General features: G+C 66.5%; 19 protein-coding genes, 1 tRNA gene and 1 pseudogene. 13 read left to right on the top strand and 8 right to left on the bottom strand.

The window, feature by feature from the left end; all coding sequences use genetic code 11:
- Window positions 1-419 precede the first annotated feature (419 nt).
- Window positions 420-683 (top strand): WhiB family transcriptional regulator, encoded by a 264-nt coding sequence (locus DQP58_RS17710; RefSeq protein ID WP_066871160.1) that lies wholly within the window; start codon window positions 420-422, stop codon window positions 681-683.
- A 10-nt stretch (window positions 684-693) separates the two neighbouring features.
- Here DQP58_RS17710 and DQP58_RS17705 read toward each other — a convergent pair whose 3' ends face one another.
- The 3 genes from DQP58_RS17705 to DQP58_RS17695 form a co-directional block, all read right to left on the bottom strand.
- Window positions 694-2,037 (bottom strand): macrolide-binding ATPase MABP-1, encoded by a 1,344-nt coding sequence (locus tag DQP58_RS17705; RefSeq protein ID WP_112709580.1) that lies wholly within the window; start codon window positions 2,035-2,037, stop codon window positions 694-696.
- Between the two features lie 130 nt (window positions 2,038-2,167).
- The gene (locus DQP58_RS17700) at window positions 2,168-3,034 is read right to left on the bottom strand and encodes a cyclodehydratase (protein WP_112709575.1); all 867 of its coding nucleotides are present in this window, start codon (window positions 3,032-3,034) and stop codon (window positions 2,168-2,170) included.
- A gap of 36 nt (window positions 3,035-3,070) precedes the next feature.
- Window positions 3,071-4,474, bottom strand: a complete 1,404-nt coding sequence (locus DQP58_RS17695) for a zinc-dependent metalloprotease (protein ID WP_165827906.1) — start codon at window positions 4,472-4,474, stop codon at window positions 3,071-3,073.
- 104 nt (window positions 4,475-4,578) lie between these two features.
- Here DQP58_RS17695 and DQP58_RS17690 point away from each other — a divergent pair, with 104 nt between their 5' ends.
- The gene (locus DQP58_RS17690; protein WP_112709573.1) at window positions 4,579-5,601 is read left to right on the top strand and encodes a YlbL family protein; all 1,023 of its coding nucleotides are present in this window, start codon (window positions 4,579-4,581) and stop codon (window positions 5,599-5,601) included.
- Between the two features lie 74 nt (window positions 5,602-5,675).
- Window positions 5,676-8,657, top strand: a complete 2,982-nt coding sequence (locus DQP58_RS17685; protein WP_112709572.1) for a UPF0182 family protein — start codon at window positions 5,676-5,678, stop codon at window positions 8,655-8,657.
- Between the two features lie 3 nt (window positions 8,658-8,660).
- Here the strand turns inward: DQP58_RS17685 and DQP58_RS17680 are convergent, their stop codons facing one another.
- The gene (locus tag DQP58_RS17680) at window positions 8,661-9,641 is read right to left on the bottom strand and encodes a GlxA family transcriptional regulator (protein ID WP_205869457.1); all 981 of its coding nucleotides are present in this window, start codon (window positions 9,639-9,641) and stop codon (window positions 8,661-8,663) included.
- A 162-nt stretch (window positions 9,642-9,803) separates the two neighbouring features.
- On the opposite strand from DQP58_RS17680, the gene DQP58_RS17675 reads away from it, so the two are divergent.
- The 8 genes from DQP58_RS17675 (at window position 9,804) to DQP58_RS17640 (ending at window position 15,954) form a co-directional block, all read left to right on the top strand.
- Window positions 9,804-10,454 (top strand): HD domain-containing protein, encoded by a 651-nt coding sequence (locus tag DQP58_RS17675; RefSeq protein ID WP_112709570.1) that lies wholly within the window; start codon window positions 9,804-9,806, stop codon window positions 10,452-10,454.
- Between the two features lie 148 nt (window positions 10,455-10,602).
- Entirely contained in the window at window positions 10,603-11,982 is a 1,380-nt protein-coding gene (locus DQP58_RS17670; protein ID WP_112709569.1) for an FAD-dependent oxidoreductase, read from the top strand.
- Window positions 11,983-12,095: 113 nt separating this feature from the next.
- Complete coding sequence (locus tag DQP58_RS17665; protein WP_112709568.1) at window positions 12,096-12,797, top strand: alpha/beta fold hydrolase; 702 nt, start codon at window positions 12,096-12,098, stop codon at window positions 12,795-12,797.
- Window positions 12,798-12,898: 101 nt separating this feature from the next.
- Window positions 12,899-13,549: an HD domain-containing protein gene (locus DQP58_RS17660; RefSeq protein WP_112709567.1), complete on the top strand. Its 651-nt coding sequence runs from the start codon at window positions 12,899-12,901 to the stop codon at window positions 13,547-13,549.
- Window positions 13,550-13,565: 16 nt separating this feature from the next.
- Window positions 13,566-14,270, top strand: coding sequence for a nitroreductase family protein (locus DQP58_RS17655; protein ID WP_112709566.1), 705 nt, complete (start codon window positions 13,566-13,568; stop codon window positions 14,268-14,270).
- 43 nt (window positions 14,271-14,313) lie between these two features.
- Entirely contained in the window at window positions 14,314-14,850 is a 537-nt protein-coding gene (locus DQP58_RS17650) for a cupin domain-containing protein (RefSeq protein ID WP_112709565.1), read from the top strand.
- A gap of 78 nt (window positions 14,851-14,928) precedes the next feature.
- Window positions 14,929-15,005 (top strand) — tRNA-Met (locus DQP58_RS17645).
- A 181-nt stretch (window positions 15,006-15,186) separates the two neighbouring features.
- Window positions 15,187-15,954 carry an esterase gene (locus DQP58_RS17640; RefSeq protein ID WP_112709564.1) on the top strand — a complete coding sequence of 256 codons (768 nt, stop codon included), beginning with the start codon at window positions 15,187-15,189 and terminating at the stop codon, window positions 15,952-15,954.
- A 449-nt stretch (window positions 15,955-16,403) separates the two neighbouring features.
- Here the strand turns inward: DQP58_RS17640 and DQP58_RS17635 are convergent, their stop codons facing one another.
- The 4 genes from DQP58_RS17635 to DQP58_RS26850 all read right to left on the bottom strand — a co-directional run bounded on the left by DQP58_RS17635 (window position 16,404) and on the right by DQP58_RS26850 (window position 18,350).
- Window positions 16,404-17,039 (bottom strand): TetR family transcriptional regulator, encoded by a 636-nt coding sequence (locus tag DQP58_RS17635; protein ID WP_112709563.1) that lies wholly within the window; start codon window positions 17,037-17,039, stop codon window positions 16,404-16,406.
- A gap of 85 nt (window positions 17,040-17,124) precedes the next feature.
- Window positions 17,125-17,613, bottom strand: a complete 489-nt coding sequence (locus tag DQP58_RS17630; RefSeq protein ID WP_112709562.1) for a glutathione peroxidase — start codon at window positions 17,611-17,613, stop codon at window positions 17,125-17,127.
- 20 nt (window positions 17,614-17,633) lie between these two features.
- On the bottom strand, window positions 17,634-18,170 hold the full coding sequence (locus DQP58_RS17625) for a hypothetical protein (RefSeq protein WP_112709561.1): 537 nt from the start codon (window positions 18,168-18,170) through the stop codon (window positions 17,634-17,636).
- A 42-nt stretch (window positions 18,171-18,212) separates the two neighbouring features.
- A complete protein-coding gene (locus tag DQP58_RS26850; protein ID WP_165827905.1) occupies window positions 18,213-18,350 on the bottom strand; it encodes a hypothetical protein in 138 nt (45 codons plus the stop codon).
- A gap of 315 nt (window positions 18,351-18,665) precedes the next feature.
- Here DQP58_RS26850 and DQP58_RS17620 point away from each other — a divergent pair, with 315 nt between their 5' ends.
- Together DQP58_RS17620 and DQP58_RS17615 are read left to right on the top strand one after the other, a co-directional pair.
- Window positions 18,666-19,958, top strand: a complete 1,293-nt coding sequence (locus DQP58_RS17620; protein ID WP_112709560.1) for an MCE family protein — start codon at window positions 18,666-18,668, stop codon at window positions 19,956-19,958.
- Between the two features lie 348 nt (window positions 19,959-20,306).
- Window positions 20,307-20,462, top strand: a pseudogene (locus DQP58_RS17615) (MCE-family protein MCE1A); the annotation flags it as partial.

Raw genomic sequence — 20,462 nt, 5'->3', positions numbered from 1 at the left:
CCGGTAAACCCGCAGGTCAATAAATCGGTTGTGGTCATCCGCGGTGACCGTTTACCCTCGAAGCGCACAACTCGGCACCACGGAAGTCGGCATTACGGGAAGGGGGTGGGCACGATGATCAACGACGCTTTCGGTGTAGGCGTGGCCCGCGCGGCGTTCGACGCTGCCACCACCCATGCCGCACACGCCGCCTCGGCGGCCGCGCGTAAGCATCGCGCCGCCGCCGCGACCGACGCGTCCGTACAAGTCGGGGGCCCACCGAAGGCAAGCTAAGCACCAGCCCGGTTTTATCCCCAGATGGCCACGGACCCGAAGTCACCAGGATCCGTGGCCATAGTTGTTCAGCAGACAACTTCCTGACCTGGTCCGGATCACTCCCAACGGACGCCCAACCCAGATCAGGAAGTAGGTGGTAGCACATGTCGGCACCGACAGTCCCCAGACAATCCCTGCCGTGTCACGTCGGAGATCCCGACCTGTGGTTCGCCGACACCCCGGCCGATCTCGAGCGGGCCAAGACGCTGTGCACCGGCTGCCCGGTCCGCCGCCAGTGCCTGGCGGCCGCACTGGAACGGGCCGAGCCCTGGGGCGTGTGGGGCGGCGAGATCATCGACCGCGGCTCGGTCCTGAGCTTCAAACGGCCCCGCGGACGCCCGCGTAAAGACGACGGAGCCGCCGCCTAGGGCGCAGCGGCTAGATGACCGCGTTGTCGGGTTCGGCGAAGCCGGGCACCAGTTCTTCGGACAGCGCCTTGATCGGCACGTGGGCGTCGAGCTGACACAGGATCGCGGCCACCGACATGATCACCCGCATCGGGATCACCAGCTTGGGCGGCAGATCCATCTGCCGGGCCGTGCGGATCTGCGACACCGACCGGTCGATCTCGATGGCGGACATCTTCTGCAGCCACTTGCGGGTGTAGTGGAAGACTTCGACCTCGACGGGTTCGACGTACTGGCGCAGCATGTCGTCGATGTCGCGCACCGACACCTGCTGGCCCTTCTGGATGAAGCCGGCCTTCTCCATCGTCGGCAACAACTCGTCGTAGTTCTTGTCGCGGGCCAGCCGGATGCTCATACCGAGCTCGACCGGCAGGCCGTCGGGCAGCGCGGCCACGGCGCCGAAGTCGATCACGCCCATGCGACCGTCGGGCAGCAGCATGAAGTTGCCGGGGTGGGCGTCGCCGTGCAGCATCCCCAGCCGGCGCGGCGCGTCGAAGGTGAGCTCGAGCAGGCGGGTGCCCATCAAGTCGCGCTGCTCGACGGTGCCGTGCCGAATGATCTCGGCCATCGGGGTGCCCTGCATCCACTCCTGGATCACCACCTTCGGCGCGCTGGCCACGATGCGCGGCACCGCGAAGTGGGGGTGGTCCTGATACGCCTTGGCGAAGGCGCGCTGATTCTCGGCCTCCAGCCGATAGTCCAGCTCCATCTCGGTGCGCTCGATCAGCTCGTCTACCACGCCCTGCACGTCGGCGCCCGGCGCGAGCTGCTTGAACACCCCGACCAGGCGCTGCATGGTCTTGAGGTCGGCCCGCAGGGCCTCGTCGGCGCCGGGGTACTGGATCTTGACCGCCACCTCGCGGCGGTCGGACCACACGCCCTTGTGGACCTGGCCGATGCTGGCCGAGGCCACCGGGGTGTCGTCGAACGAGCTGAACCGTTCGCGCCACTTGGTGCCCAGCTGGGCGTCGAGCACCCGGTGCACCTTGGCGGCGGGCAGCGGCGGGGCGTCCTTCTGCAGCTTGGTCAGCGCTTCGCGGTACGGCTCGCCGAATTCCTCGGGGACCGCGGCCTCGAGCACCGACAGCGCCTGGCCCACCTTCATTGCGCCGCCCTTGAGTTCACCCAGCACGGTGAACAGCTGGTGGGCGGCCTTTTCCAGGATCTCGGCCTGGACCTCGTCCCTGGACTTTCCGGTCAGCCGCTTACCGAATCCGATCGCTGCCCGGCCGGCGAACCCGACGGGAATGCTGGCCAGCTTCGCGTTGCGCGCAGCGCGGCCTCTTTTGATGTCTGCCACGTATCCATCATCCATGATGGCCACCGCTATGTGGAGATACGCCGACAACGCTCGTTGTCACACTTGGTAAACGCGGGTCAGGGGGCCAATCGGCCGTCGCTGGCCGCCCGGCAAGGCCAAGCGAAATAACGGAAGTAGGCGCGATTCAGCATGGGCACAGCGGGTGTTTGACCCAGTGCCGCGTCACGATCGCGCCGGAGTGCACATCGAATTCCAGGGTCGCGTTCAGCGTCTGGGGTGGGTCGGGATCGGCCGGCGCCTCCCGTCCGCGCACGGCCGCGATAACCCGGTTCACCTGAGCCAGCGCCAGCGCCGCCGTCGCCAGCACGGTGGCCCGATCGGCGACCCCGACGGTTTCGCGCAGCTGCGCGCAGATCGCCGGCCAGGCCGCGTCGCGGTCCCGGCGGTGCAGGTCCGCGCAGCCCAGGCAGCTGGTCACCCCGGGGATCACCAGCGGACCCACCAGTCCGATGCCGTCGCGCACCCGCACCAACAGGTGGGCGACGCCCTGGCTGTGCAGATCGCGCACCATGCGCGGGTCGGCGACGAGGAAATCCGACAGCACCACCAGATCGACGTCGTGGGCCGACACCGCGGCGTGCGGCTGGCTGCTGTGCGCGATCCGCGCGCCCGAACAGCGCAACGCCTCCCCCAGCAGTTCCGAGAGCGGCCCGCGGCCGTGGATCCGCACCGAGGCCGCCCGCCCGCGTGGCCGCCCGCATTCGGTGGCCACCCCGGCACCGACCAACTGCGCGACCAGGTTTCGCAGACCGTCGGCGTCGGTCAGCCCGTGGTCGAGCGCGCGGCGCTGCAACTCCGGGAGCGGGGTCGGCGACCACATCGACCGCAACAGGGTGGCCAGCTCGGCGGCGGCCAGGCTGCCCGGCGGGCGGACCAGCACCGCGCGCCGCGGATCCCAGCCCACCTGGACCGCGCCGTCGGGCCTCAGCAGGACCGGGAGCGCCGGATCCAGCGCGTAGGTGGAAAGGACGGCCTGGCACCGCTGAGTCACCGCGCAACTGTGTCACGCCGGGGGCGACAACTCCGCTCAGTTATCCACAGAGCCGCCGTCGGGACCCGGGCCGTCGGGACCTTGGCCCTCGCGCTCGAGTTTGGCGATGGCCTCGTCGATGCCGCTGGTGTCGCCGCCGATGACCCGGTCGATGAAGCCCGCCGGCTCGTCGAGGTCCTCGGCGTCGGGCAGCAGATCCGGGTGTTGCCAGATGCCGTCGCGGGTGTCGACCCCGGCGGCCTCGGTCAGGCGCTCCCAGAACGCCGCGGCCTCACGCATCTTGCGGGGCCGCAGCTCGAGGCCGACCAGCGTCGCGAAGGTCTGCTCGGCGGGGCCGCTGCTGGCCCGGCGGCGGCGCATCGTCTCGCCCAGCGCGGCCGCGCCCGGGATCCGGTCGCCCAGCGCCCCGGCCACCACCACCTGCACCCAGCCCTCGATGAGGGCGAGCAGTGTCTCCAGCCGTTCGAGCGCCTGCGTCTGGGCCGGCGTGGCTTTGGGCTCGAAAACGCCCTGTCCGAGCAGGTTTTCGATGGCCGCCGGATCCGACAGCGACGCCGGATTGAAGTCGCGCGCCAGTTCCTCGATTCCGGACATGTCGATCTGCATGCCCATGGCGTAGGCCTCGACGGCGCCGAGCAGTTGGCTCGACAGCCACGGCACGTGGCTGAACAGCCGGTGGTGGGCGGCCTCCCGTGCGGCCAGGAAGGTCAGGACCTCGCTGCGCGGCCGCTCCAGTCCGGTGGCAAACGATTCGACGGCGTCGGGCATGACCGCGGCAATTCCCTTGGGCCCCAACGGTAGACCGATGTCGGTGGAGGTCAGCACCTCGCGGGACAGCCGGCCCAGCGCCTGTCCAAGCTGCGAGCCGAACGCCATGCCGCCCATCTGCGACATCATCTGCAGCAGCGGGCCGGCCATGCTCTTGGCCTCTTCGGGCAGCGACGCCGCCCAGACCGTCGAAATCTGTTGTGCCATCGGGTCACACAGCCGCTTCCAGGTCTCCAAGGTGTTCTCGACCCAGTCGCCGGGCGTCCATCCCACCGCCTTGGTGGTGCCCGCCGGCAGCGCCGTTGCCCCGTCCAGCCAGGTTTCGGCCAGGTGCACCGCGTCGGCGATCGCCGAGTTGGTGGTGTCCGGAATCGGCGCCACGAAGCCAATCGAATTCGTCGCGACGCGGCGCGCCAAGTCGTAGTTCACCGGTCCCGAGCCGGTTCCGGCGGCCCCGACAGTGCCCGCGCTGGAAAACATCTGGCCGAGTTGGGTGAAGATCTGCCCCAAGTCGCCCATGCCGAATTCACCGCTCATGCCGAAGGCGGCGAACGGGTCGGACGGGTTCGAGCCCGATTCGGGATCTTTCTTCCCGCGTTTGTCGGGGTCGTCTCCAGCGTCTCCCGAGGAGAACCCGAAAGGCAGGTCAGCCATACCCTCAACGGTACTCACCGCTAGGTCACGCGGCGCGACCTCGGGTCAGCTTGTAGCTGAACCCGGCTGACCCGACGTCGTGGCTGAACACCGCGCGGCGCCCGCCGTCTAGTCTGATCGGCGTGAACAGGCGCATCCTGACCTTGGTGGTCGCGCTGGTGCCGATCGTGGTGTTCGGCGTGTTGCTGGCCGTGGTGACGGTGCCGTTCGTGTCGCTGGGGCCCGGCCCCACCTTCGACACCCTCGGCGAGGTCGACGGCAAGCAGGTGGTGGCGATCGAGGGCACCCAGACGCATCCGACCACCGGGCACCTCAATATGACGACGGTGTCCCAGCGCGACGACCTGACGCTGGGCGAGGCGCTGACGCTGTGGCTTTCGGACACCGAGCAGCTGGTACCGCGCGACCTCATCTATCCGCCGGGTAAATCGCGTGAGGAGGTCGACAAGGCCAACAACGCCGACTTCAAGCAATCCGAGGACAGCGCCGCCTATGCCGCGCTGGGCTACCTCAAGTACCCGGCGGCTGTCACCGTCGCCAAAGTCCCCGAGCCGGGACCCTCGGTGGGCAAGCTGAAGACCGGTGACGCCATCGACGCGGTCAACGGCGTCCCGGTGGCCACCGTCGAGGAGTTCACCGGCTTGCTGAAGAACACCAAGCCCGGCCAGGTCGTGACGATCGACTACCGCCGCAAGAACGAGCCGGCCGGTGTGGCGCAGATCACCCTGGGCGCCAACAAGGACCGCGACTACGGCTTCCTGGGCGTTGCGGTGCTCGACGCGCCGTGGGCGCCGTTCACCGTGGACTTCAACCTGGCCAACGTGGGTGGGCCTTCGGCCGGGCTCATGTTCAGCCTCGCGGTGGTCGACAAACTGACCACCGGGGACCTGGCCAAGTCGAATTTCATCGCCGGGACCGGAACCATTTCGTCGGACGGCAAGGTCGGCCAGATCGGCGGCATCACCCACAAGATGGTCGCGGCGCACGCGGCCGGGGCCACGGTGTTCCTGGTACCGGCCAAGAACTGTTACGAGGCCAGCTCGGACAATCCGTCCGGCCTGCGGTTGGTCAAGGTCGAGACGCTCGGCCAGGCAGTGGATGCGTTGCAAGCGATCGGCTCAGGTGGGCAGGCGCCAAGCTGCTAGCGAAGCCCGGCGAACACGGGTTGTGCCATGCGTAGAGTTGTCACCGTCTAGCAATCGATCAGGGAGCGTAGCCAGTGGGGATGCGGCCCACCGCACGGATGCCGAAGCTGACTCGGCGTAGCCGGATTCTGATCCTGATCGCACTGGGTGTGATCGCTCTGCTGCTCGCGGGTCCGCGGCTGATCGACGCGTACGTCGACTGGCTGTGGTTCGGCGAGCTCGGGTATCGCTCGGTGTTCTCCACCGTGCTGGTCACCCGGTTCGTGGTGTTTTTGATCGCCGGCCTGCTGGTGGGCGGCATCGTGTTCGCCGGGCTGGCGGTGGCCTACCGCACCCGCCCGGTGTTCGTGCCGAGCAACGACAACGACCCGGTGGCGCGCTACCGCGCCCTGGTGCTGTCGCGGCTACGACTGGTGAGCGCCGGTATCCCTGTGGCGGTCGGCCTGCTGGCCGGCATCGTCGCCCAAAGCTATTGGGTGCGAATCCAACTGTTCCTACACGGCGGCGATTTCGGCATCCGGGACCCGCAGTTCGGCAAGGACCTCGGTTTCTACGCGTTCGAGCTGCCGTTCTACCGGCTGCTGCTGTCATACCTGTTCGTCGCGGTGTTCCTGGCCTTCGTGGCGAACCTGTTGGCCCACTACATTTTCGGCGGCATTCGGCTGTCCGGCCGCACCGGGGCGCTGAGCCGGTCGGCGCGAATCCAGCTGGTCACGCTGGTCGGGGTGCTGGTGCTGCTCAAGGCCTTCGCCTACTGGTTGGACCGCTATGAGTTGTTGTCGCACACCCGCGGCGGCAAGCCCTTCACCGGCGCCGGGTACACCGACATCAACGCGGTGCTGCCGGCCAAGCTGATCCTGATGGCCATCGCGCTGATCTGCGCGGGCGCGGTGTTCTCGGCGATCGTGCTCAGGGATTTGCGGATTCCCGCGATCGGTTTGGTCCTGTTGCTGTTGTCGTCGCTGATCGTGGGGGCGGGATGGCCGCTGATCGTCGAGCAGATCAGCGTCAAACCCAATGCCGCGCAAAAGGAAAGCGAATACATCAGCCGCAGCATCGCTGCCACGCGGCAAGCCTACGGCCTGACGGCTGACCAGGTCACCTACCGCAACTACACCGGCGACGTGGGGGCCACCGCCCAGCAGGTCGCCGACGACCGGGCCACCACATCGAACATCCGGCTGCTCGACCCGACGATCATCAGCCCGGCGTTCACCCAGTTCCAGCAGGGCAAGAACTTCTACTACTTCCCCGACCAGCTGTCCATCGACAGGTACCAGGACCGCACCGGGGCCCTGCGTGACTACGTCGTGGCGGCCCGCGAACTCAACCCCGACCGGCTGATCGACAATCAGCGCGACTGGATCAACCGGCACACCGTGTACACCCACGGCAACGGCTTCATCGCGTCGCCGGCCAACACGGTGCGCGGAATCGCCAACGACCCCAACCAGAATGGCGGCTACCCCGAATTCCTGGTCAACGTCGTCGGCGCCAACGGCGGCGTGGTGTCCGACGGCCCGGCGCAGCTCGACCAACCGCGCGTCTATTTCGGGCCGGTCATCTCGAACACGTCGGCCGACTACGCGATCGTCGGTCGCAACGGCACCGACCGCGAATACGACTACGAGACCAGCAACGAGACCAAGAACTACACTTACACCGGCCTCGGCGGCGTCCCGATCGGCGACTGGCTGTCGCGCAGCGTGTTCGCCGCGAAATTCGCCGAGCGAAACTTCTTATTCTCCAACGTGATCGGCTCCAACAGCAAGATCCTGTTCAACCGTGACCCGGCGCGGCGGGTGGAGGCGGTGGCGCCGTGGCTGACCACCGACAGCGCGGTGTACCCGGCGATCGTCAACAAGCGGCTGGTGTGGATCATTGACGGCTACACCACGCTGGACAACTACCCGTATTCCGAACTCACGTCGCTGGAGTCGGCGACCGCGGACTCCAACGAGGTGGCGTTCAACAGGCTGGCACCCGACAAGCGGGTCTCCTACATCCGCAACTCGGTCAAGGCGACCGTGGACGCCTACGACGGCACCGTCACGCTGTACCAGCAGGACGAGCAGGACCCGGTGCTCAAGGCGTGGATGCAGGTCTTCCCTGGCACGGTCAAGCCCAAGAGCGATATCAGCCCGGAGCTGGCCGAACACCTGCGCTATCCCGAGGACCTGTTCAAGGTGCAGCGGATGTTGCTGGCGAAGTATCACGTCAACGATCCGGTGACGTTCTTCTCCACGTCGGATTTCTGGGACGTGCCGCTGGATCCGAACCCGACGGCCAGCAGCTACCAGCCGCCGTACTACATCGTCGCGAAAAACATTGCGAAGAACGACAATACGGCGTCGTATCAGCTGACCAGCGCGATGAACCGGTTCAAGCGCGACTACCTGGCCGCCTACATCAGCGCCAGCTCCGACCCGGCGACGTACGGCCGGATCACCGTGCTGACCATCCCGGGTCAGGTCAACGGGCCCAAGCTGGCCAACAATGCGATCACCACCGATCCGGCGGTGTCCCAGGACCTCGGTGTGATCGGGCGCGACAACCAGAACCGGATCCGGTGGGGCAACCTGCTCACCCTGCCGGTGGGCCAGGGCGGGCTGCTGTACGTCGAACCCGTGTACGCCTCCCCGGGGGCCAGCGACGCGGCGTCGTCGTATCCGCGGCTCATCCGGGTGGCGATGATGTACAACGACAAGATCGGGTACGGCCCCACCGTGCGGGACGCCCTGACCGGGCTGTTCGGTCCGGGTGCGGGCGCGGCGGCGACGGGCATCCAGCCCACCGAGTCCGGCACGCCCGCCGCCAGTCCGCCGGCCAACGCGCCGCCGCCGGCCGTGACACCGGGTTCGGCGCCCCCGGTGGCCGCGCCGCCGATCGCCGACGGTTCGGTGACCCTGTCCCCGGCCAAATCGGCTGCCCTGCAAGAGATTCAGGCGGCCCTCGGCGCGGCCAAGGACGCGCAGAAGAAGGGCGATTTCGCCGGCTACGGTGCGGCGCTGCAGCGCCTGGACGACGCGATCACCAAGTACAACAACACCAAATAGCCGTTAGGCGTACGCCGTTCGGAATCTGTCCCGATAGGCCTTCGGGCTGATGCCCAGGTGGTTGACGAACACGCGTCGCAGGGTTTCGCTACTGCCGAAGCCGGCCATGCCCGCGGACTCGCTGACGGACCGGCCGGATTCTAGTGCCCCACGGGCGAAATCGATGCGAACCAATTCGACATAGCGGGCCGGGGTCATCCCCAGCTCGGATTGGAAGAGCCGGGTCAGCTGACGGGTGCTCAGTGACGCCCGCGCGGCAAGGGACTGCACGCTGTGGTTCGCGGCAGGGTTGGCCGCGACCGCGTCGATGACCGCGCGCAGCGGCGACTGCGGCGGGGGATCGGCCTCGACCAACACCGAGAACTGTGATTGGCCCCCCGCGCGTTTGAGGTAGACGACCAGCCACCTCGCCACGTCGCGGACCAGTTCGGTCCCGTAATCCATTTCGACCAACGCCAGCGCCAGGTCGATGCCCGACGAGATCCCGGCCGAGGTGAAGATCTTTCCGTCGCGGACGAAGATCGCATCGGGGTCGACTGTGACATCGGGGAAGGCCCGCGCCAACCGCCGGGTGTCGTGCCAGTGTGTGGTGGCCCGCCGTCCGTCGAGCAGGCCGGCCTGTGCAAGGACGAACGACCCAGTGCAGATGGAGGCCAGCCGCCGGGTCCGGGCCGAGACCGATCGGATGGCCTCGACCAATGCGGGGTCGATGGCGCGCGCGGGCAGGTTATCGCTGCCCGCGACCAGGACGGTGTCAGCGGACTCGATCGCCGCGATGCTGTCGGTCACGCCCAGGCGAGACCCGATCGAGCTGGTCACGTCATGTCCGTCCACCGACGCGATCTTGATCTGGTAGTCGGCGCCGAACCGGTTGGCCTCGACGAAGACCTCACCCGCGCCCGCGACGTCCAACAGCGTCACCCCGTCGAAGACGACGATCACCACCACCCGCGCACGCGCTCTGGCCTCGGTCACGCAAGCCATTGTGTCCCAATTTGTGGGAAATATGGCGGCTGGGCGGCTAGCGACCCGACCGACGGTGGCGATCGCGTCGCATTCTGTGGTGAAGACGGCTCATACGATTCGGGTGGCTTGAACGGCGCGGCCGAATACTGAGGACAGTCCACCCGACACAGGAGGTTGATCATGGTCAGTCAACACGCCGAGAGTATCGCCGACATCGTCATACCGGACACCCCGCTGGTTCGCGAGATCACCGAGTTCATCCGCGAGGCAGAGGGTGACCTGCTCTTCGACCATTCGCGGCGCGTGTTCCTGTTCGGTGCGCTGCAGGGGCGGCGCCGCGGCCTGGAGCCAGATCTGGAACTGCTGTACGCCGGGGCGATGTTCCACGACCTGGGCCTCACCGAGCGGTATCGCACGTCCACCCTGCGCTTCGAGGTGGACAGCGCCAACGCTGCGCGGGCCTTCCTGTTGGAGCACGGCGTCGGCGAGGCCGACGCCGCCAAAGTGTGGCTCGGCATCGCACTGCATACCACGCCCGGCATACCCGAATTCATGGAACCCGAAATCGCCTTGGTCACAGCCGGTGTCGAGACCGATGTGCTGGGCATCGGGCGCGACGACCTTTCCGCGGAAGCCCTCGCCGCGGTCACCGCGGCGCATCCCCGGCCCGACTTCAAGCGGCAAATCCTGGCTGCCTTCAACGAAGGCATGAAACACCGCCCGCACAGCACCTTTGGCACCGTCAACGCCGATGTGCTGCAACACTTCGATCCCACCTTCCGCCGTGACGACTTCGTCGAGATCATCCTCGACAACACCTGGCCCGAGTAGGCGCTTCGTCGGCGCGGCCGGTGATGTCGCGAATTGTGGGATAGCGGTCTGAAATCGCACCGGTGCCCAGACGGTCACCGCAGCAGACTGAGCGGTGACCGCCGAGGGGATGCGACGGTTCTCATCAGGTGCGATCACAGGAGTCAGCTTGAACACAAATGCGTCCGAAATCGGGGACACCGCAATAGTTCTCGGGGGTAGCATCACCGGCTTACTGGCGGCACGGGTACTGGCCGACTTCTATCGCGACGTTGTCGTGATCGAACGAGACGTTCTCCCGGACGGACCGCGGACTCGCCGCGGGGTCCCGCAAGGCGGCCTGCCGCACATCCCGCCGGCCCGGCTGACGCGAAGTTTGGAACAGCTTTTTCCCGGTTTCCTCGACGAGTTGGTGGTCGGCGGTGCCCGAGTCTGGGACGACGGCGACCTGTCGCGCCTCTGCATCAATTTCGGTGGACACGAGTTGCTGCGCTCGGGCAACGTCCCGGACCCGGAGTCGATCGTTATCCACTACGCGCACCGCGCTTTTCTCGAGTGGAACCTACGTCGACGCGTGGATGTCCTTTCCAACGTCGAGTTGCTGCAGGGCTGTGACGCGGTGCGGCTGACGTCCACCCAGCAGCGCCGCCGCGTGACGGGTGTGGTGGTGGCGCGACGTGACTCGGGCGTCGAAAGCGTCCTGGCCGCAGACCTTGTCGTTGACGCGACGGGCCGCGGTTCGCGGACTCCGCTCTTTCTCGAAGAACTCGGCTATGGCCGTCCACCCGAGAACGAATTGAAGGTGCACGTCACCTACGCGGGTCTGCCGGTTTATGTGAAGCCGGGCACCTTGTGGGAGAACATCACGCTCACCGCCGCTCAGCCCAGCCGGCCGGTCGCATTCGCGATGTTCGCCGGAGAAAACGACGCCTACATGCTCGCGGTGCAAACACTGTCCGGGCAGCCGGCGCCCCCCGATCGCGCCGCCGTGTTCAATTGTCTGACCGGTGTAGCGCCCCCACATGTGCTGGCCGCCGCGCGGTCCGCGGAACCGCTCGCCGACGTCACGCATTACAAGTTTCCCTCGAATCGGTGGCGACGCTACGACAAGCTGACGCGCATGCCCGACGGCCTGATCGTGATGGGTGACGCCCTGTGCAATTTCAATCCCCTTTACGGCCAAGGCATGTCGATCGCCGCCATCGAGGCGCTGATCCTGCGTGATTGTCTTCGGGACGGCGGCGAAAAGCTGCCACGGCGTTTCTTCGGCCGCGCTGCCAAGGAGATCGCCGTGGCCTGGCATACCGCCGTGAGTTCGGACTTGGCATTGCCGCAAATAGCGGGGAAGCGAACCACGTCGGTCCGGCTCAGGAACGCACTGGTGGAGCGCATGGTCCGCGCCGCGCAAACCGATCCGGAAATGGTCCAGCGGTTCCTGCATCTGATGAACATGGTCGGCCGGCGCGGGGAGTTGTTTCATCCATCCACGATGCTGCGCATGGTCCCGAACGCACGGAACTTCCCCACAACGGCTCGGACGTCAGCGTGAGCACGTCCTCGATCGACACAAAGCAGGACATGACGCGAAGCGACGACGGCACTTGGGGTTTGGCCACCAGTGACCTCGCCACTCGGCCCGGACGCCACGGCTGATCAAAGGACATGTCGACATACGTCCTGATCCCCGGCGCCTGGCATGGGGCGTGGTCGTGGCGGCCGGTCGCCCAGCGGCTGCGCGCGGCGGGTCACCGGGCCATCACGTTGACGCTGCCCGGCATGGGCGACGGCGAGGATCCCTCGGGATACCAACTTCACGATGCGGTCGAGTACATCGCCTGGCAAGTGGGACGGCTGGAATGCGGCACGGTGGTGTTGGTCGCCCACAGCTGGGGCGGTTTTCCGGCGACCGGCGCCGCGCAGGTGCTCGCCGGTCGAGTCGAGAAACTGGTGTACTACAACGCGCACGTCCCGCTGCCCGGCAGATCGCTGATCGATGAGAACCCGCCCGACAAACGCCTGTCCGCGCTGCGGTGGATCAAGGAATCGCCGGTCGGAGCCGTTCCGGCAACCGCGGAATACCTCGGACAGGAACTGATGCAGGGCGTCTGTGCTGACTTACAGCGGCTGGTGGCGGACCTGCTCACGGTTCAGCCCGGTGGTTACTTCCTCGGTGCGCTCGACACCCACCCGATCGACCTGGGCATCCCGTTGGTCTACATCGCCGGCGAAGACGACCTGGCGATGCCCCGGCCGGCGACCGAATCGGCCGCGCGGATCGGGGTCCGGCCGGTCGTCATTCCAGGCACGCACAACGGGCTGCTCACCCACCCCGACGAGGTGGCCCGGGCGATCCTCACCGCCTGACGGCCAATGTCGGATTCTGTGGGAAGAACGGCGGCAAACCGACTACTCCATTGACCGCACCGCGGCGCAAACTTCAGGCAAGCAGTGAAGGAGACGCGGTCATGGCCATTCCATCGATAACAGCCGTTGCGGACATCGTGGTCCCCGACACCGCGCTGGTGCGCGAGGCAACAGAGTTCATCCGCGCCGCCGAGGACGACGTCCTCTTCCACCATTCCCGGCGGGCGTACCTTTTCGGCGCGCTTCATGGGCGCCGCCTCGGGCTGCACCCAGACCTGGAACTGCTCTACGTGGCGGCGATGTTCCACGACCTGGGTCTCACGTCGCGCTACGGCGCCTCGACCGAGCGCTTCGAAATCGACGGTGCCGACGCTGCGCGCGAATTCCTGGTGGAACGTGGCGTCGAGGAAGCGCAGGCCCAGAAGGTGTGGTTGAGCATCGCCCTGCACACGACGCCCGGCGTACCGGCCCGCCTGGACCCAGAAATCAGTTTGCTCATCGCCGGTGTCGCGACCGACGTCGTCGGTGCCGGCTGGGAGACCCTGCCCTCGGACGCTGTCGAGGCGATCACCGCGGCCCACCCGCGTCCCGACTTCAAGAACCGCATCCTGGTCGCCTTCAACGAAGGCATGAAGCACCGCCCGGAGACCACCTACGGCACCATGAACGCCGACGTCCTGGCGCACTTCGATCCGAACTTCACGCCCGCCAACATGGTCGACGCGATCCACAACAGTCCTTGGCCCGAATAGTGGAAGGAGCAGAACAATGGACGTCTACGAAGCCCTGTACACCACCCGGATGATGCGCCGGCTGCGCCCGGATCCGATTCCGTTGGACACCCAGGCCCGCATCCTCGATGCGGCCGTACGCGCCCCGAACGGGGGCAACACCCAGCGTTGGCACTTCGTGGCAGTGGACGATCGGGAACTCATCGGCAAGTTCGCCGAACTGTTTCGCAAGGCCCGCGCCCTGGAATACGAAAAGTTCAGCACGGGAACGGGACCGATGGTGGCGACGGCGCCCGGAGCGGATCCCGCCGCGCACGCCGAAACGATGCGCCGAATGAAGGGCTCGGGCAACTACCTGGCCGACCATTTCGAAGAAATCCCCCTGTTGCTGTTTGTCTACGCCATCGATGACCTGGGCGGCGCCAACATCTACCCGGCCATCTGGAGTGCGTTGCTCGCCGCCCGTGCCGAGGGGGTCGGCGGTGTCATGACGATGGTGCTCCGCAATTTCGAGGACGAGGTGAACGAGCTGCTGGGAGTTCCCGTCGAGCAAGGCTGGAAGATGTCGGCGATGCTCACCCTGGGTTACCCGTTGGGCAGGTGGGGCGTCGCGGCCAATCGCCATCCCGTGCACCAGGTTTCGTCCCGCAACGGCTGGGACAAGCCGTTCGGCATCGAAGTGCCGCAACCGCTCTGGCCGCCACATGACGAGATGCCGGCCGGCCTGGCCGCGGCGGGCTGAATAGGCCTTGCGGCACAATGGGTTTGCGAGGAAGGTATCTCACATGAGCGGTCCGGATCCAATCGGCGTCACGGTGGTGCAACCGGGGGAGGGCGACGTCGTCACCCTCCCGGGCTTCGGGGCGGTGTTCAAACTGTCCGGCAAGACCAACGGCGGCGAGGTGTCCATCGTCGAGCATCCGTTCGCCGTCGGCCTGCTCACCGCGGCGCACCGGCACACCCGCGAGGACGAGCATTCGATCGTGCTGGCCGGCGAGATCGGGTTCCGTTCCGACGACAGCGAAGTCGTCCTGGGTCCCGGGGGCTACATCACCAAGCCGCGCGGCCAGATGCACGCGATGTGGAACGCCGGCAGCGAGCCGGGCCGCATCATCGAGGTCATCACCCCCGGCGGGTTCGAGAATTACTTCCGCGAGTTGGGCGAGCTGCTCGTCGAGCACGACCAGGACCCGGCGGGCACACCGCTGCACGAGCTACCCGAGTTCGGCGAGCTCGCCGACAAATACGGGCTGACGTACGGCTCGCCGGAGTGGATGGACGACATCGCGCAGCGGTACGGGCTCAACCCGCCGTCGCACTGAGCCATTCGCGGTATCCACGGCCGCTGACCGCGCGATTTGGTCGCCGAGAGACCGGTTCGGTAACCTGGCATTCACCAACGCGGGGTGGAGCAGCTCGGTAGCTCGCTGGGCTCATAACCCAGAGGTCGCAGGTTCGAATCCTGTCCCCGCTACCAGGTAAAATGGCCCCCGGGGGATTCTCCGGGGGCCGTTTTCATGCCCGATCAGACGTTCGCGAAGCAAGGCGGGGCGCCCTTAGCCGGCGAGCCCTCTCAGGAAGTCCGGCGATCATGGCCGGCGGCGCGATGGCTTATCTTTACCTCCATCGGTACCGCGAGTTGTCGGAGGAGACTCAACATGCGCACCTTCACGGTGGCAGCGTTCGCGACGGCCCTCGTCCTCTTTGGCCCTGCTGGCGTCGCAGCTGGCGCGCCGCCGAAGGACTACTGCGCCGAACTCAAAGGCGCCAACACTGGTCAGGCGTGCGTGATCCACATGGCTGACGCCGGCTACAACCTCGACATCAGCTTCCCGGCCAACTACCCAGACGAGAAGTCCATCGCCGACTTCATCACCAAGGAGCGCGACGATTTCCTCAACGTGGCCAAATCCTCCGCATCCCGCGATCAGCCCAATCAGCTGACCATTTCGTCGGCGAATTACGGGTCGGCGATACCGCCGCGCGGCACCGAGGCCGTGGTGTTGAAGGTCGTTCAGAACGTCGGCGCACACCCCCAGACGACGTTCAAGTCGTTCAACTGGGACCAGACTTACCGCAAGGCGATTGTGTGGACCGCAGCGTCAGACGACAAGAACAACACGCCCTTGTGGCGCGTCGACGACCCGCTGACGACCGTCGCGCCCATCGTGCAGAGCGAGCTGCAGAAGCAGACCGCGCCGCCGGCGAACCAGGCGCCGACCGCGCCGCCGGCGAACCAGACGCCGACCGCGCCGCCCGTGACCATCGCGCCGGCCGTGCTCTACGACCCCGCGAACTATCAGAATTTCGCCGTCACCAACGACGGTGTCATCTTCTTTTTCGACCAAGGTCATATGCTGCCCGACGCGGCAGGTGCCCCTCAGGTGTTGGTACCGCGCTCCGCGATCGACCCCATGCTCGCTTAACGAGCGCACGCGGGTTCGAACCCAGTCTCCGCTACCAAAGGTGCGAATGTTCCAACTCGCGTCCCGATACCGGGGCGCAAGTTCGAACTTTTCGACCTCTCATCCACATTTGCCCGTTCTGCCGTGGGCTCGTGGCGCGGCCCGTCTAACCGGCTGCAACGCCGAGAGGTGGTCCCACGCTGGCCGTGGGAAGGCATCCGCTCGCTGTGACCGCGGTGAAGGCGAGGATCGCCGCAACGACGACCTTGGTGGCTACACGCGACATGACGGCTCCATTCATCCGGCCCCCTGGCAGGACTCTAGAACGATGTGGGATGTATTTCAATAGCCATTGAAATTTTGCTGGTTTGCGGGCGGGGTGAACCGCGTCATCGAGACCGTGTTACCGCTCCGCACTCTCGAGGCGACCGCGGTGTAGCCGCGGCGCCCGCGGTCTGGGCGCTCGGGTTTTACTGCGGCGGCAGGTCCAAACCCAGCTCGTCGGCGGGGATGGTCAAGGACCGGTGCACTGCGGGACCGACGAGCGCGACCACCTCATCAACCCCGAGCGATGACAGGGGCGGCACACGCATGATGTATCGCAACATGGCGGTGCCAACGAGGCTCGTAGCGGCCAGCATCGCACGCAGTCGCGCCTCGTGGCCGCCGCCGAGAGCGTTGGACACCGCGGTGAGCAGGTAGTCGTGCAGAAAGCCGCGAAACGCCTCGTTGGCATCGCTGTTCGACGTCGCCGACTGCACCATCGAGGCCATGCTCGCGGCCGTATCGGGCCGCTCCCAAATGCCAAGGTAGGCCCGCACCACGCGGCGTCCTAAATCGTCGTCCTTGTGGGCAAGCTCGTTCGTCAGCAAGTTCGCCGGCAGCACCAGCTTCATCGACTCCCGAAACAATTGTGCCTTGGAGCCGAAGAGGTACAGGACCATCGAAGGATCGACTCGCGCTTGGTCGGCAATCGCACGCAGCGTCGTCTTGTCATAGCCGCGCTTGGCGAACTGCAGCTTCGCAGCGCGCAGGACCGCCTCGCGCGATACCGGTTCACCCTGGCGCCTGCCCCGTCGCTTCGTCGTCTTCCCAGGCGGCGGCACGTGCGAACCCTATCATTCAACCGGTATTGAAAAGGTTGGCCGGCGTTTGCTGCCCGCGGCAGGACTGCGGTCCGCAGGCGCCCGCTCAGCGGGGCAGCACGTCCTCGATGGCGCTGATGACCTCCGGGGCGTCGGGCTCGGTGCGAGGCCGGAAGCGGCGCACCACCTCGCCGTCGGGTGCGAGCAGGAACTTCTCAAAGTTCCACTGAATGTCGCCGGCCTGGCCGGCGGCGTCGGCGGCCTTGGTCAGCTCCGCGTACAGCGGGTGGCGGCCGTCGCCGTTGACGTCGGTCTTCTCCAATAGCGGGAACGTCACGCCGTAGGTCGTCGAGCAGAACTCCTGGATTTCGTCGGCCGTCCCCGGTTCCTGGCCCATGAACTGGTTGCAGGGCACGCCGACGACCGTCAGGCCGCGGTCGCCATAATCCTTGGCCAGCTTTTCCAGCGCCGTGTACTGCGGCGTCAGCCCGCATTTGGAGGCGACGTTGACGACCAGCGTTGCGCCGTCGGACAATTCGGCCAGCGTGGTCGGCCGGCCGTCGAGGGTGGTCAGGGCGATGTTTTTGAGGGTCACGCCGACGACGCTAACGCACGTCAGAGCCAGCCGGTGCGGGCGGCGGCGACCGGCTCGGCGGGGGCCGGAGCCAGCTCGCCGTTGCGCACCCCGTCGAGCAAGCGTTTCACCGCGGCGACGATCTCTGGGGCGGCCGCTGCGAGCCCCGCCGTATCCGCCTCGCTGACCTCGTCGGCGTCGACGCCGGCCCGCGCCAGTACGGCGGCCGGGTCGGCCAGCTGCTCGGTCAACCACGCCAGCGGGTCGGCGGACAGCTCGGGGACGAAGTGCCTGTGACTGGGTTCCCAACCGTTGAACTGCGGGTGGTGATGGGCGCGGTCCAGGGTGCCGGGCGGGCTCTCGATGGATCCGAACAGGTCCACCCGCCACACCGGGCGGGTGAAGGCGATCGGGACGCCGGCGTAGATCGAGCCCTGGGGCGCGGCCCGGTCGACGAGCCGCAGTTCCAGCCTGACGCCGCGCTCCGGCGTCTCCTGACCTTCGAGCGGGGACGGGTCGATGAAGTACATGTCGCCGACGACCACACCCAGGGATTCGAATCCGAACGCTGCCAGCATCGCTCACCTTTCGTTGTCCTCATCGAGGGTAGACCCGACGGTTCAGTCGGCGGACAGGATCAACGACGCGACCGGCCAGCCGGCCAGCAGGGCACGGCGGTCTTGCCAACCGCGAAGCCACCCCAGCCACGCCACCGCACCGGCCACCACAGCCGCCCCGGCGACAAGCCAAACAGCCACGGGTCGACTCCGCCCGCCACCCGTGCCTTGACGGCATACATGTTGAGCAACCACAGAAAGGCGATCAGACCGACCGCATGCCAGCGCCCCACCGAAGGTTGGGAGACGACGCGCCTGGACACCCGCCGACGAATTTGTGAACAGCGGTTCGCACAAGTTCGGCCGTCGCGGTACATTTCACTGGATTCGTTATTGCGTGAGTACGAAAGCCCCTGGCAACGGCAGGGGAGGGATTTGTCGCCGCGCCGGCAGGCTGCGGCGCGGACGTGAGGGGCGGCGGCGGTCTTGTCGACACATCCAGGTCCCGGTTCACCCGTGCAGATCAACTCGCAACGGACCCCGCCCTACAAGTGGATCGCCTTCGCCGTGCTGCTTGTGTGCGTACTGATTTTGGCCTTGGTGTACGGGCAGTTTCGTGGTGCATTCACCGAGAAGACCCAGTTGACGATGTTGGCGTCGCGGGCGGGTTTGGTGATGGATCCGGGTTCGAAGGTGACGTATAACGGGGTGGAGATCGGCCGGGTGGGGTCGATTGCGGAGACGGTGCGTGATGGGAAGCCGGCGGCGAAGTTCACGTTGGAGGTGTTTCCGCGGTATTTGGCGTTGATTCCGTCGAATGTGAATGCGGATATCAAGGCGACGACGGTGTTTGGTGGCAAGTATGTGTCTTTGACGACGCCGGCGAATCCGTCGCCGCAGAAGATTTCGTCGCGCACGGTGATCGATGCGCGCTCGGTGACCACTGAGATCAACACGTTGTTTCAAACGATCACCTCGATCGCGGAGAAGGTGGATCCGGTCAAGCTGAATCTGACGTTGAGCGCGGCGGCGCAGTCGCTGTCGGGGCTGGGCGAGAAGTTCGGCCAGTCGATCACCAATGCGAATGTGTTGCTTGATGATGTGAATCCGCGGATGCCGCAGGCGCGCAAGGATATTCAGCAGTTGGCGGCGCTGGGTGATACGTATGCGAACGCGGCGCCGGACCTGTTCGACTTTTTGAACAACGCGGTGATCACCGCGCGCACCCTCAATGCTCAGCAGAAGGATTTGGATCGGGCGTTGTTGTCGGCGGCCGGGTTCGGTAACACCGGTGCCGAGCTGTTCAACAAGGCCGGGCCGTATCTGGCGCGCGGCGCCGAAGACCTGGTGCCCTCGGCGCAGCTGCTGGACACCTACAGCCCCGAAATCTATTGCACGCTGCACAACTACCACGACATCGTGCCCATCACCGGTGCCTCCGAGGGCGGCTTCAACGGCTACTCGCTGAACATGGACACCGAGGTCACGTCCGGACTCGGTCTGTTGCTCAATCCCGTTGCCACCGTGCCGGTGCTGGCGTCGCTGGTCGGCGGCATCGCCGGGCTCGTCGGCGGCGCACCCAACCCGTACATCTGGCCCGAGAACCTGCCGCGGGTGAACGCGCGCGGCGGCCCCGGTGGTGCGCCGGGATGCTGGCAGCCGATCACCCACGACCTGTGGCCCGCACCGGAGCTGATCATGGACACCGGCAACAGCATCGCGCCCTACAACCACCTGGACACCGGATCGCCGTATGCGAACGAATACGTCTGGGGCCGCCAGGTCGGCGACAACACCATCAACCCGTAAACCGCGAAAGTACTGCTACACAACGTCATTCGCGCACCGAAAGCAGCGGATGGCCGGCACCCGCCACCGCGCGTACTCGAAAGGTGACGCGGCGCGCCCGCCGGTCCCGCCGTTGCTTTGTTTGTGCCACTGCGGCGCGGTACATTTCACTGGTCCTATTACATGCGTGTACAGGCCAGCGCCGGGTGGCGGCGGCACCGAGGCGAGGGGCAGGGTTGGCGACGGTGGGTTACCTCGATAACCACCCGTGTCGCCGGCTGTCCACGATGACTTTCGGGCTCACGGTGTAGCGCCGTGGAAGGTTCACCCGTTCAGATCAACGACTCCCGCGAGCCGCCGTACAAGTTCATCACCCTGCTCGTGGTAGTGGTGCTCGGCGTGATCTTCACCCTGGTCTACATCCAGTTCCGGGGCGGTTTCACCCCCAAGACCGAGTTGACGATGTTGGCGTCGCGGGCGGGTTTGGTGATGGATCCGGGTTCGAAGGTGACGTATAACGGGGTG

Source organism: Mycobacterium colombiense, from assembly GCF_003284975.1.
GTDB lineage: Bacteria > Actinomycetota > Actinomycetes > Mycobacteriales > Mycobacteriaceae > Mycobacterium > Mycobacterium europaeum_A.
The sequence above is the reverse complement of the archived record's forward strand: the minus strand, read 5'-3'. Positions and strand labels throughout refer to the sequence as shown.

Coding starts and splice junctions, on each gene's coding strand:
- DQP58_RS17625 (WP_112709561.1), bottom strand. CDS start 18,170: ATGCTGGCAGCGTTCGGATTCGAATCCCTGGGTGTGGTCGTCGGCGAC.
- DQP58_RS17655 (WP_112709566.1), top strand. CDS start 13,566: ATGGACGTCTACGAAGCCCTGTACACCACCCGGATGATGCGCCGGCTG.
- DQP58_RS17650 (WP_112709565.1), top strand. CDS start 14,314: ATGAGCGGTCCGGATCCAATCGGCGTCACGGTGGTGCAACCGGGGGAG.
- DQP58_RS17705 (WP_112709580.1), bottom strand. CDS start 2,037: ATGGATGATGGATACGTGGCAGACATCAAAAGAGGCCGCGCTGCGCGC.
- DQP58_RS17640 (WP_112709564.1), top strand. CDS start 15,187: ATGCGCACCTTCACGGTGGCAGCGTTCGCGACGGCCCTCGTCCTCTTT.
- DQP58_RS17710 (WP_066871160.1), top strand. CDS start 420: ATGTCGGCACCGACAGTCCCCAGACAATCCCTGCCGTGTCACGTCGGA.
- DQP58_RS17660 (WP_112709567.1), top strand. CDS start 12,899: ATGGCCATTCCATCGATAACAGCCGTTGCGGACATCGTGGTCCCCGAC.
- DQP58_RS17675 (WP_112709570.1), top strand. CDS start 9,804: ATGGTCAGTCAACACGCCGAGAGTATCGCCGACATCGTCATACCGGAC.
- DQP58_RS17665 (WP_112709568.1), top strand. CDS start 12,096: ATGTCGACATACGTCCTGATCCCCGGCGCCTGGCATGGGGCGTGGTCG.
- DQP58_RS17680 (WP_205869457.1), bottom strand. CDS start 9,641: ATGGCTTGCGTGACCGAGGCCAGAGCGCGTGCGCGGGTGGTGGTGATC.